Consider the following 12,820-nt stretch of genomic DNA (forward strand, 5'->3'; position numbering starts at 1 on the left):
ATAACGAATGAAAACCGCATTTGTAACCGGTGCTTCCTCAGGCTTTGGCCGCGCCATCTGCTGCACCCTGATCGGCAAAGGCTACCGTGTGATCGGTGCAGCCAGGCGCATGGACAAACTGAAAGCACTGGAGGCCGAACTGGGCGTAAATTTCATTCCGCTGGCGCTGGATGTCACTGATTCAGTGTCGCTCGAGAAGGCGGTCGAGCAGATGCGTGAGGCGTCGCTGCAGATCGATCTGCTGGTCAACAACGCGGGGCTGGCGCTGGGCGTGGACCGTGCCCAAACCAGCAGTGCCGCAAACTGGCAGCAGATGATCGACACCAACATCACCGGCCTGGCCATGGTCACCCACAAGATCCTGCCGCAGATGGTGGAAGCCGATAGCGGCATGATCATCAACATCGGCTCGATCGCCGGCACTTACCCCTACCCGGGCGGTAACGTGTATGGCGCCAGCAAGGCGTTCGTCCGCCAGTTCAGCCTCAACCTGCGTGCCGACCTGGCTGGCACCCGGGTGCGGGTGAGCAACATCGAGCCGGGGCTGTGCTCAGGCACGGACTTCTCGGTGGTGCGCCTCAATGGCGACATGGACGCCGTGCAGGCCTTGTATCGGGATGTAGAGGCCCTCCTGCCGGAGGACATCGCAGCAACGGTAGCCTGGGTTGCCGAGCAGCCGGCGCACGTGAATATCAATACCATCGAGATCATGCCTGTGGCGCAGAGCAGTGCGGCGCTGAATGTGGTGCGCAACCTGCCACGTGCCTGATCGGTGCCACACCACTGACCCAGGTCATCGCACCTTCTGGATTCTTGACTAGTCTTATCCTTTGGCGGCCATCAATTGGCCGCCACCGTGACTACCAAGAGGCGCCGGCAATGTTCCGCGCGTCCACCACCTGATCAGGAGTGCACGATGGACCTGAACCGTCGGCAGTTCTTCAAGGTCGCCGCCGTCGGCCTTGGAGGCTCGAGCCTTGCGGCGTTGGGCATGGCCCCAACGCCGGCATTCGCCGAGCAGGTGCGTCACTTCAAGCTGGCGCATACCAAAGAAACCCGTAACACCTGCCCCTACTGTTCGGTCGGCTGCGGCCTGATCCTGTACAGCCAGGGTGATGCGGGGAAAAACGTCAAACAGAACATCATCCATATCGAAGGGGACGCCGACCACCCGGTCAACCGCGGCACACTTTGCCCGAAAGGCGCCGGCTTGCTGGACTTTATCCACAGCCCGAGCCGCCTGCAGTACCCCGAGGTTCGCAAGCCGGGCAGCAAAGAGTGGGTGCGGGTCAGCTGGGACGAGGCACTGGACCGCGTCGCCGACCTGATGAAGCAGGACCGCGATGCCAACTTCATCGAGAAGAATGCCCAAGGCCAAACGGTCAATCGCTGGCTCACCACCGGTTTTCTTGCCGCTTCCGCTGCTTCCAGCGAGGCTGGCTACCTGACCCACAAGGTCATCCGCGCAACAGGCATGCTGGGGTTCGATAACCAGGCACGTGTCTGACATGGCCCGACGGTGGCAAGTCTTGCCCCGACGTACGGCCGTGGCGCCATGACCAACCACTGGTCCGATATCGCCAACGCGAATCTGGTCCTGGTGATGGGTGGCAACGCAGCAGAAGCGCATCCGTGCGGCTTCAAGTGGGTGACCGAGGCCAAAGCGCACAACAAGGCGCGGCTGATTGTGGTCGACCCGCGGTTTACCCGTACCGCTTCGGTGGCGGACTACTACGCGCCGATCCGTACCGGCACCGATATCGCCTTCATGGGCGGGCTGATCAACTACCTGCTCAGCAACGACAAGATCCAGCACGAGTACGTGCGCAACTACACTGACGTGTCGTTCATCGTCAAAGAGAACTATGGCTTCGAGGATGGGCTGTTCAGCGGCTACGACGAGGCCAAGCGTGTGTACGCCGACAAGTCCGGCTGGGGTTACGAGCTGGGTGAGGACGGCTATGCCAAGGTCGACCCGACATTGCAGCACCCTCGCTGCGTGTTCCAGCTGATGAAGCAGCATTACAGCCGCTATACCCCGGAACTGGCGAGCATGACCTGTGGCATGCCACAGGACGCCATGATGAAGGTCTGGGAAGAGATCGCCTCCTGCTCGGTTCCGGGCAAGACCATGACGATCCTTTATGCGCTAGGTTGGACGCAGCATTCGATCGGTGCGCAGATTATCCGCAGTGCGGCCATGGTCCAGTTGCTGCTCGGCAACGTCGGCATGCCCGGAGGCGGGGTCAACGCCCTGCGCGGGCACTCCAACATCCAGGGCCTGACCGACCTCGGCCTGCTGTCCAACTCGCTGCCGGGCTACCTGACCCTGGCGGGTGACGCCGAGCAGGACTACGCCGCCTACATCGACAAGCGCGCTTCCAAGCCGCTGCGGCCTGGGCAGTTGTCGTACTGGCAGAACTACGGCAAGTTCCACGTCAGCCTGATGAAGGCCTGGTACGGCGCCAACGCCACGGCGGAAAACAACTGGGGTTATGACTGGCTGCCCAAACTCGATGTACCGGCCTACGACGTGCTGCGCATGTTCGAGATGATGGGCCAGGGCAAAGTCAATGGTTATATGTGCCAGGGCTTCAACCCGATCGCCGCGCTGCCGGACAAAAACCGCGTCACTGCGGCACTGGGCAAGCTCAAGTGGCTGGTGATCATGGACCCCTTGGCCACCGAGACCTCGGAATTCTGGCGTAACGTCGGGCCGTTCAACGATGTCGACACGGCCTCTATCCAGACCGAAGTGATCCGCTTGCCCACTACCTGCTTCGCCGAGGAAGACGGCTCGCTGGTCAACAGCAGCCGCTGGCTGCAATGGCACTGGAAGGGTGCCGACGGCCCTGGCGAAACGCGCACCGACGTGCAGATCATGAGCGAGCTGTTCCTGCGCCTGCGCCAACGTTACCAGGCCGAAGGTGGCGCCTACCCTGACGCGATAAGGAATATCAGCTGGCCGTACAAGATCCCTGAAGAGCCCTCCCCGGAGGAGCTGGCCAAGGAGATGAACGGCTGGGCGGTGGCCGATGTCACCGACCCGACTGGCGCGGTGATCAAGGCGGGCCAGCAACTGGCGGGTTTCGGTCAGCTCAAGGACGACGGTAGCACCGCGTCTGGCTGCTGGATCTTCGCCGGTAGCTGGACCGAACAGGGCAACCAGATGGCTCGCCGCGACAACAGCGACCCGTATGGCATGCATCAGGTGCAGAACTGGGCCTGGGCCTGGCCGGCCAACCGCCGCATCCTTTACAACCGTGCCTCCAGCGACCCGCAAGGCAAGCCGTGGGACCCGGAGAAAAAGCGCCTGGTATGGTGGAACGGAAAGGCCTGGACCGGCACCGACGTGCCGGACTTCAAGGTCGACTCGCCGCCCGAGGCGGGGATGAACCCCTTCATCATGAACCCCGAAGGCGTGGCGCGTTTCTTCGCCATCGACAAAATGGCCGAAGGCCCGTTCCCCGAGCACTATGAGCCCTTCGAAACGCCGATCGGCATCAACCCGCTGCACCCGCAGAACAAGAAGGCCACCAGCAACCCGGCCGGGCGCATCTTCGATTCTGTGTGGGACACCCTCGGCACGCATGACGAGTTCCCTTATGCGGCGACCACCTACCGGCTGACCGAGCATTTCCACTTCTGGAGCAAGCATTGCCGGCTCAACGCCATTGCCCAGCCCGAGCAGTTCGTCGAGATAGGCGAGGTGCTGGCCAACGAGAAAGGCATCAAGGCCGGAGACCGGGTACGGGTGTCGAGCAAGCGTGGGCATATCGATGCGGTGGCGGTGGTGACCAAGCGGATTCGCCCGCTGCAGGTCAACAATCAGACCGTGCACCAGATCGGCATTCCGCTGCACTGGGGCTTCACCGGCGCTACCCGGCATGGCTACCTGACCAATACCTTGGTGCCGTTCCTCGGTGACGGCAACACGCAGACGCCAGAGTCCAAGTCGTTCCTCGTGAAAGTGGAGAAACTCTGATGGCCAGCCAAGACATCATCGCCCGCTCGGCCACCACTACCGTGCCGCCCTCGGTGCGTCAGCAGGAGGAGGTCGCCAAGCTGATCGACACTACCAAGTGCATCGGCTGCAAGGCCTGCCAGGTGGCGTGCTCGGAGTGGAATGAACTGCGTGACGAGGTTGGCCACAACCACGGCACCTACGACAACCCCCAGGACCTCACTGCCGAGACCTGGACACTGATGCGCTTTACCGAGCACGAGCGCGACGACGGCAACCTGGAGTGGCTGATCCGCAAGGACGGCTGCATGCACTGTGCCGACCCAGGTTGCCTGAAGGCCTGCCCGAGCCCGGGCGCGATCATCAAGCACGCCAACGGTATCGTCGATTTCAACCAGGACCACTGCATCGGCTGCGGCTACTGCATCACCGGCTGCCCGTTCAACATCCCGCGCATCTCGCAGAAAGACCACAAGGCGTACAAGTGCACCCTGTGTTCCGATCGCGTGAGCGTGGGGCTGGAGCCGGCGTGCGTGAAAACCTGCCCGACCGGGGCGATCGTGTTCGGCAGCAAGGACGAGATGAAAGTGCATGCGGCCGAGCGCATCGTCGATCTGAAGTCGCGGGGCTACGACAAGGCCGGGTTGTACGACCCGGATGGCGTCGGTGGTACCCACGTGATGTACGTGCTGCACCATGCCGACACGCCGAAGCTGTATGCCGGCCTGCCGGACCAGCCAGTGATCAGCCCGTTGGTGGGGTTGTGGAAGGGCTTCACCAAGCCGCTGGCGCTGTTGGCCATGGGCGCGGCGGTGCTGGCGGGGTTCTTCCACTATGTGCGGATCGGCCCACAGCGTGTCGAGGAGGAGGAACACCCGACACCGCCGGACGAAAGCGTGCATCAAGTGGACCCGTCGGTCCATGTCTATGATCCGAAGCAGCCCGGTGGGCAAGGGGAGCAGCGGCCATGAACGACAACAAACCCATCCTGCGCTACAACGCCAACGAGCGTAGCAACCACTGGGTGGTGGCGATCCTGTTCATCCTGGCTGGGCTGTCGGGGCTTGCGCTGTTCCATCCGGCGCTATTCTGGCTCAGCAACCTGTTCGGCGGCGGGCCGTGGACGCGCATTCTGCATCCCTTCATCGGGGTGGCGATGTTCGTGTTTTTCCTCGGCCTGGTATTGCGCTTCTGGCGGGCCAACTTCATCACCGCCAATGACCGCCTGTGGCTGCGCCGGGTGGACCGGGTAATGCGCAACGAGGAGGAGGGCGTACCGCCGATCGGCAAGTACAATGCCGGGCAGAAGCTGCTGTTCTGGACCCTGCTGGTGTGCATGCTGGTATTGCTGGTCAGTGGCGTGGTGATCTGGCGCGCATACTTCAGCCATTGGTTTGGCATCGATGCCATTCGCTTGTCTGCGCTGCTGCATGCGCTGGCGGCCTTCGTGCTGATTCTCAGCATCATCGTGCACATCTACGCCGGCATCTGGATCAAGGGCTCGATCGGCGCCATGCTGCATGGCTGGGTCAGCCGCGCCTGGGCACGCAAGCATCATGAGTTGTGGTACCGCGAAGTGACCGGCGACAAGACGCCGGGTGATCACGGACGAAAAGAAGGATGAGCGCTTGAGCACCCTACTTGAACCCGGGCAGATCGAAGCGTCGGCAGTCACGCCGCCATTTCTGCACCTACCCCCCGCCAACCTGTTTGAACTGCGTGCCGCGCGCCTGGAGTATCTGGCTGAGGGCAACGCGCTTGGCGACTACCTGAGGTTGATTGCGCGGTTATGCCGCATCCAGCAGCAGCTTGTGGATAACCCGCCCGGCGGCATGCCCGTGGCCGAGGAGCGTCAGCGCCTGTGCATGGATCATGGTTTGCCGCCGCTGGCGGCTGACAGCCTGGTGCGTGAAGGCCCATGGCTGGTCTGGTTGCAGGCACTGCTAGAGCACCTCAGCGGCGAACGCAGTGGCCCGCTGGGTGAGGCGCTGCAGGTGCTACGAGGCAGTGATGACAATCAGCGCAAGGGCTGGGGCATTGCTTTGCTGGCAGGCCAGTACGATGGTGTGCCTGCAGCACTGGTGCCGTTTCTCGGGGCCGCGCTGCAGGCGGCCTGGTCCAGCTGGTTGCTGGCGCTGCCCGCACACCAGCTCGAGCCTGCCGGCAGCCTGGCCCAATGCCCGGCTTGTGGTTCGCCGGCGATGGCCGGGGTGGTGCGCAACCGTGGAAAGCACAACGGCTTGCGTTACCTGGCCTGTTCGTTGTGTGCCTGTGAGTGGCATGTGGTGCGGGTCAAGTGCGTGTACTGCGAGTCGAGCAAGGACTTGCGTTACACCAGCCTTGAGGATGATCGCCATGCGCCAGGCAAAGCGCCGCTGCGCGCGGAATGCTGCCCCGGGTGCGACAGCTACCTGAAGCAGAACTACCTGGAGAACGATGCGGCGGCCGAGCCGCTGGCCGATGATCTGGCCAGCCTGGCCCTGGATATACGTCTGGACGGGGAGGGCTTCCATCGCCTGGCGCCCAACCTGATGCTCGCCCCGGGTAGTGGCTGAGGGTCTACACTGAAACACCGACTTGCCTTCGTACCTACAGGTAATTGCGCCAACCTTCCGGATCACGCTGTACTTGTAGGAGCGGGTTCACCCGCGAATGGGCCAGCACAGACAACGGATCAGTCCAAGGTAGTACCGCATGTCCAACAGCCTAGCCAGCGACACCCCACGCCTGCCGTCCATCGATACTCTCCTTCGCCACCCGGCTTGCCTCCCACTGATCGATCGCCACGGCCGCGACGCCGTGCTGAATACCCTGCGCCAGCTGCTCGACGACCTGCGCGAGCCCGCCCGTCATGGCGAAATCGGCAGCGCCGAACTGGCTCCGGAAATCCTCCTTGGCCGCAGCGGCGAACGCCTCGCCCTCCAGCAACGCAGCCAGGTTCGCCGCGTGTTCAATCTCACCGGGACCGTGCTGCACACCAACCTGGGCCGCGCCTTGCTACCGGAAGAAGCCATCGAGGCCATGCAGACCGCCGCTCGTTACCCGCTCAACCTGGAATTTGACCTGGCCACCGGCAAACGTGGCGACCGTGATGACCTGATCGAAGGCCTGATCCGCGAGCTGACCGGCGCCGAAGCCGTCACCGTGGTCAACAACAATGCCGCCGCCGTGCTGCTAGCGCTCAACAGCCTGGGCGCGCGCAAGGAAGGCATCATCTCTCGCGGCGAGCTGATCGAGATCGGTGGGGCGTTCCGTATTCCCGACATCATGGCCCGTGCCGGCGTGAAGCTGCACGAGGTTGGCACTACCAACCGTACTCACGCCCACGACTACGAGGCGGCCATCGGCCCGCGCACTGGCCTGCTGATGCGGGTGCATTGCAGCAATTACAGCATCCAGGGCTTCACCACCCAGGTGCCTACTGCCGTGCTGGCACGTATCGCCCACCAACATCAACTGCCACTGCTTGAAGACCTGGGCAGCGGCAGCCTGCTCGACCTTACCCGCTGGGGCCTGCCCGCCGAACCCACGGTACGCCAGGCTCTGGCCGATGGTGCCGATATCGTCACCTTCAGTGGCGACAAGCTGCTGGGGGGGCCGCAAGCCGGGATCATCGTCGGCCGCAAGGACTTGATCACCAGGATCAAGAAAAATCCGCTCAAGCGTGCCTTGCGCGTGGACAAGATCACCCTCGCTGCACTCGAAGCGGTGCTGATGCTGTACCGCAACCCCGATCGCCTGGCCGAGCGCCTGCCCAGCCTGCACCTGCTGACCCGCAGCCAGGCCGAGATCCAGGCCCAGGCTGAGCGCCTGGCGCCTGAGCTCCAAGCGCGCCTCGGCGAGCAATGGGCCATCCGTGTAGAGCCTGCGTTGGGCATGATCGGCAGTGGCAGCCAGCCGGTTGCGCGCTTGCCCAGTGCCGCGCTGTGCCTGCGCCCGCAAGTGTCGAAGAAGTTGCGCGGGCGTAGCCTGCATGTGCTGGAGCGCGCCCTGCGCGACCTGCCGGTGCCGGTGCTGGGCCGCATTGACGACGATGCCCTGTGGCTGGACCTGCGCCAGCTGGATGACGAAGCCCAGTGGCTGGCCCAGTTGCCAGCCCTGCAGCTGGGGCCGGTGCAGTGATCGTTGGTACCGCTGGCCACATCGACCACGGCAAGACCGCACTGCTGCTGGCGCTGACCGGCCAGGCCGGCGACCAGCGGCAAGAAGAGCGCGCCCGCGGCATGACCATCGACCTTGGTTATCGCTATGCGGCGCTGAGCGAAGGCGCGCCGCTGACCGGCTTCATCGATGTGCCGGGCCACGAGCGTTTTATCCACAACATGCTGGCCGGCGCCCATGGCATCGACCTGGTGTTGTTGGTAGTGGCGGCCGACGACGGTGTCATGCCACAGACCCGTGAACACCTGGCGATCATCGAGCTGCTGGGCATTCCCCACGCTTTGGTGGCGATCAGCAAATGCGACCGGGTCGAGCCGTCGCGTCTGGCCGAGGTGCAGATGCAAGTCAGTGAATTGCTGGCGCCTGGGCCATATGCCGGTGCGCGGCAGTTTCCGCTGTCGAGCATCAGCGGGGAGGGCGTGGACGCGTTGCGTCAGGCCCTGCTGGAGGCCGAAGCAGGAACACGGCAGCGTAGTGTCTTCGGTGGTTTTCGCCTGGCCGTCGACCGTGCCTTTGCGGTTACCGGCGCCGGAGTGGTGGTCACCGGCACGGCACTGGCCGGGCGGGTCAGTGCGGGTGATACGTTGTTGCTGGGCAAGGCCGGCAAGGTGGTACGCGTGCGTGGCCTGCATGCACAGAACCAGGCCGCATTGGTGGCAGAAGCAGGCCAACGGGTGGCGCTGAACATCGCTGCCGAGCGCCTGGCCGTGGAGCAGGTGCACCGGGGCGACTGGCTGGTGCCCGAATGGTTGCATGCGCCCAGTGTTCGGGTGGATATCGAGCTGAACCTGTTACCGGACGAGAAGCGTGCTTTCGAACATTTCAGTGCTGTGCATGTGCACCTCGGCACCCAGGATGTAACGGCCCGAGTCGCCTTGCTCGAAGGCGAAAGCCTGGCTGCCGGCCAACGCATGTTTGCCCAGTTGTTGCTCAACGCGCCGTTGCAGGCCGTGCACGGCGACCGCCTGGTGCTGCGCGATCAGCGCGCCCAGCGCACACTGGGCGGCGGCACGGTGCTCGACCCGTTCGCACCAAGCCGCCAACGCCGCAGCGATGCCCGTCTGCAACAGTTGCAGGTGCTGCGCGATGCAGCGGATCTGGAGCAGGCACTGCCAGCACTGCTCGCCAGTGCACCGGGCGGCATTAGCCCGCAGCGGCTCGAGCGGCAGTTCAACCGCCTGCGGGAAACCTGGCAGTTACCGGACGATGTGCGGGTGGTGGCCACCCGGCAGGGCCAACTGCTGTTCGCCAACGCCCAATGGCAGGCGCTCAAGCAGCAGGTTCTGGAACAGCTGGCGCGCTTTCACGAGCAAGAGCCCGACCAGCTTGGCCCTGACCGTGATCGCTTGCGGCGCTTTGTAGCCTTGCCCCTGGAACGGCCGGCATTCGTCAGTTTGCTGGATGAACTGCTCGACGACAGCGCCATCGCCAGCAGCGGGCCATGGCTGCATCTGCCCGATCACAAGGTACAGTTGAGCGAAGCCGACAGTGCATTGTGGGCACGTCTGCAGCCGAAGTTGATCGCAGGGCAATTTGACCCACCCTGGGTCAGGACGCTGGCAAGTGAGGAGAACCATGCCGAAGCCGATGTGCGCCTGTTACTGCGCAAGTTGGCCCGGCTGGGCCTGGTACATCAGGTGGTGCGCGACTTGTTCTACCCCGAGGCGACGCTACAGCGCATGGCAGCGTTGATGCTGGGGCAGGCCAGCGAAACGACGATAGTGCAGGTTGCCGCGTTTCGCGATATGTTGGGCATCGGTCGCAAGCGCAGTGTGCAGATTCTGGAATACTTCGACCGCATCGGCCTGACCCGGAGGGTGGCCGACCAGCGTCACATCCGCGCCGACAGCGCTCTGGCCCTACAGCACGCCAGGCACTGAGTTCAAGGAAGGCAATCGCGCCCGGTGGCGCGGCCGGGCTTCAAACCCGGTTGGGGACGGCAGCCGTTCCCGGGCAGGTTCGACTCCCGCTGCCTTCCGCCATTTTTTCACCCTTTAGGGCCTCTTCGCGGGTGAACCCGCTCCTACACAGGAAACGCTATCGTCGTAGGCGCGGGTTTACCCGCGAAGAGGGCCCTCAAGGGCGCTGATCAAGCCCGCTCGCCACACAAATCCAGGACAAACCAGTGGTCAGCTGCGTCGGCATCCAACCCTGCGCCCAGTAACGCCACCATCTTGCCCAGCGCCGCTTCACGGGTCATGCCACCGCCACTGACCAGCCCGGCCCCGCGCAAGCGGTTACCCGCTGCATAGGTGTCGAACACCACCGAGCCTTCCGGGCACTGGCTGATAGCCGCCAACATCACGCCGCGCTGGCGCGCTGCGCTCAGCACATTCAGCAGCGCCTGGTCATCCGACGGCCCTGTACCGCTGCCGTAGCACTCCAGCAGCAAACCCTGCACACCACTGTCGAGCAAGGCCTGCAAATGCCCGGCCTGAAGCCCTGGGAACACCGGCACAACCGCCAGGTTGACCGGCTTGCGCGGCTGCTTGTAGCCCAGTTCGGCAGGGATCGCATCGGCCCGCTCAGCGTCACGATGACGTGGCAGCGCAGCAAAGGCATCGAACGCTTCGCTGCGCAGCTTCGACGCCCGACAGCCATGCAGCAGCTGGCCGTGGAAGTACAGCTGCACGCCATCTTCCAGGCCGTGTTCGAACTGGCGCAATGCGCCGCACAGGTTGTCCCAGGCATCGCTGTCCGGGGCACCTGCCGGCAGCATCGAGCCGGTCAGCACTACCGGTGCTGGCAGGCCCAGCAACAGGAACGACAACGCAGCAGCGCTGTAGGCCATGCTGTCGGTACCGTGCAGCACCAGCACGCCATCGTGGCCCGCGACATCCACCGCCGCGACGATGGCATCGCGCATCGCCAGCCAGTTGTGCTGTTGCATATTGGCGCTGTCGAGCAGCGGGTTCAGCTCTTGCAGCGCCCATTGCACCTGGGGTGCATTGGCCATCTGGGCAAAGTGTTCACGCATCCGCGCGTCAAAACCACCGGCCGGTGCCAGGCCTTCCGGGGTTTCGAGCATGCCGATGGTGCCACCGGTATAGAGAACGAGAAGATTCTTTACTGCGCGCATGGAAAGCATCCGTAGCGGTGAGCGGACAAAGAAAAGCCGCCCGCGGAAGGGGCGGCTGGGCAGGGGAGGATATCAGCGCTGCGTCTGAACTTGGCCGACTGCTTTGTCAGTGGCTGTTTCCACCTGAGGATTGGCAGGCCAGGCATTGCGGTCCAGGTCCAGGTCGGCAAACTTGGACGAGTCGAACACAGGCTGCTTTACACCGGCCTTGCGCTGGTCGTCATAGTCGCGCATGACCCGCAGGCCGACCTTGAACAGCAGGGCCAGGGCCACCAGGTTGACGAAGGCCAGGCAGGTCATGGTGATGTCGGCGAAGGCGAACACGGTCGACAGGTCTTGCATCGAACCCCACACGACCAGTGCCAGCACCAGGCCACGGAACACCATCAACACTACGCGGTTACGGCTGAGGAATTGCAGGCTGTTCTCGCCGAGGTAGTAGTTGTAGAGGATGCAGGTAAAGACAAACAGCGACAGCGCCACGCTGACGAACACGCGACCCCAGTCACCGACTACGGCGGCCAGCGAGTTCTGGGTCAGGACGATGCCGTCACCTTCGAAGCCCGGGGTGTAGAAGCCCGACAGCAGGATCAGCAAGGCGGTGCAGGTGCAGATCACGAAGGTGTCGAGGAACACGCTGAAGGCCTGGACCACGCCCTGTGCGCCCGGGTGTTTCACCGCGGCCACGGCGGCGACGTTCGGCGCGCTGCCCAGGCCTGCTTCGTTGGCGAACACGCCACGTTTCACGCCCATGACGATGGCGCTGCCGAGCAGGCCGGCAAACGCCGGGTCGAGGCCGAAGGCGCTCTTGAAGATGGTTTCCAGCATGGCTGGCACGTGTTCGATCTGGGTGCCGATTACGTACAGGGTCACGCCGATGTAGGCCAGGGTCTTGACGGGTACCAGCAGGTCCGACACCGCCGCGATGCGCTTGATGCCGCCGATGAAGGTGATGGCCAGCAGTACGGCCAGGACAATACCGGTGTGGCTTGGGTCGAAGGCAAACGCATTCTGCAGCGAGTGGGTTACGGTGTACGACTGCAGGCCGATGAAGGCGAAACCGTAGGTGACCAGCAGCAAGATCGAGAACACGATGGCCATGCTCTTGCGCTTCAGCCCGTGCTGGATGTAGTAGGCCGGGCCGCCACGGTACAGGCCGTCGCCATCAGCGCGCTTGTACACCTGGGCCAGGGTGCACTCGAAGAAGCTGCTGGACATGCCCACCAGTGCGGTAACCCACATCCAGAACACGGCACCAGGGCCACCCAGGGTCACTGCGATACCGACACCGGCGATGTTGCCGGCGCCCACGCGGCCGGCCAGGCTCAGCATCAGGGCCTGGAAGGAGCTCAGCTGGCCTGCCTGGCCACGCAGCGATTCCTTGAACACGCTGAACATATGGGTGAAGTGGCGGAACTGGACGAACCGGGAGCGAATGGTGAAATAGCTACCCAGCCCTACGATCAGCACGATGAGGAGTTTCCCCGAAAGGAAATCGTTGATTACTTCGAGCATTGGAAAATGACCTCGATTCTTATTCTTCGTGTGGAAAGACCAGCGGACGGCAGGCGCACCGCTATTCGTTGGGGCGCATGGTTGGCTATGACAAGAGTGGT

At 63.6% G+C, this 12,820-nt stretch carries 9 protein-coding genes and 1 tRNA gene; 8 read left to right on the plus strand and 2 right to left on the minus strand.

Going from position 1 to position 12,820, the window contains the following annotated elements:
* Nucleotides 1-7: 7 nt before the first annotated feature.
* The 8 genes from ACZ889_RS06460 (at nucleotide 8) to ACZ889_RS06495 (ending at nucleotide 10,107) form a co-directional block, all read left to right on the plus strand.
* Nucleotides 8-769 (plus strand): SDR family NAD(P)-dependent oxidoreductase, encoded by a 762-nt coding sequence (locus tag ACZ889_RS06460; protein ID WP_180688935.1) that lies wholly within the window; start codon nucleotides 8-10, stop codon nucleotides 767-769.
* A 147-nt stretch (nucleotides 770-916) separates the two neighbouring features.
* A complete protein-coding gene (gene fdnG, locus ACZ889_RS06465) occupies nucleotides 917-3,985 on the plus strand; it encodes a formate dehydrogenase-N subunit alpha (protein ID WP_146034175.1) in 3,069 nt (1,022 codons plus the stop codon).
* Nucleotides 3,985-4,935, plus strand: coding sequence for a formate dehydrogenase subunit beta (gene fdxH, locus ACZ889_RS06470; RefSeq protein ID WP_129932192.1), 951 nt, complete (start codon nucleotides 3,985-3,987; stop codon nucleotides 4,933-4,935). Before fdnG ends, fdxH begins: the two co-directional genes overlap by 1 nt.
* On the plus strand, nucleotides 4,932-5,588 hold the full coding sequence (locus ACZ889_RS06475) for a formate dehydrogenase subunit gamma (RefSeq protein ID WP_011953329.1): 657 nt from the start codon (nucleotides 4,932-4,934) through the stop codon (nucleotides 5,586-5,588). Before fdxH ends, ACZ889_RS06475 begins: the two co-directional genes overlap by 4 nt.
* Before the next feature lie 4 nt (nucleotides 5,589-5,592).
* Nucleotides 5,593-6,519 (plus strand): formate dehydrogenase accessory protein FdhE, encoded by a 927-nt coding sequence (gene fdhE, locus ACZ889_RS06480; protein ID WP_180688934.1) that lies wholly within the window; start codon nucleotides 5,593-5,595, stop codon nucleotides 6,517-6,519.
* Nucleotides 6,520-6,658: 139 nt separating this feature from the next.
* Nucleotides 6,659-8,086: an L-seryl-tRNA(Sec) selenium transferase gene (gene selA, locus ACZ889_RS06485; RefSeq protein WP_476257250.1), complete on the plus strand. Its 1,428-nt coding sequence runs from the start codon at nucleotides 6,659-6,661 to the stop codon at nucleotides 8,084-8,086.
* Complete coding sequence (gene selB, locus ACZ889_RS06490) at nucleotides 8,083-10,005, plus strand: selenocysteine-specific translation elongation factor (protein WP_476257251.1); 1,923 nt, start codon at nucleotides 8,083-8,085, stop codon at nucleotides 10,003-10,005. The genes selA and selB overlap by 4 nt, the downstream gene beginning before the upstream one ends.
* A 6-nt stretch (nucleotides 10,006-10,011) precedes the next feature.
* A tRNA-Sec gene (locus tag ACZ889_RS06495) sits at nucleotides 10,012-10,107 on the plus strand.
* A gap of 107 nt (nucleotides 10,108-10,214) precedes the next feature.
* On the opposite strand, the gene ACZ889_RS06500 is transcribed toward ACZ889_RS06495, so the two are convergent.
* Both ACZ889_RS06500 and ACZ889_RS06505 read right to left on the minus strand, forming a co-directional pair.
* On the minus strand, nucleotides 10,215-11,213 hold the full coding sequence (locus ACZ889_RS06500; protein ID WP_180688932.1) for an asparaginase: 999 nt from the start codon (nucleotides 11,211-11,213) through the stop codon (nucleotides 10,215-10,217).
* A gap of 63 nt (nucleotides 11,214-11,276) precedes the next feature.
* Nucleotides 11,277-12,719, minus strand: coding sequence for an alanine/glycine:cation symporter family protein (locus ACZ889_RS06505; protein ID WP_010951788.1), 1,443 nt, complete (start codon nucleotides 12,717-12,719; stop codon nucleotides 11,277-11,279).
* Nucleotides 12,720-12,820 lie beyond the last annotated feature (101 nt).

The sequence above is a fragment of the Pseudomonas sp. TE3895 genome (genome assembly GCF_056278855.1).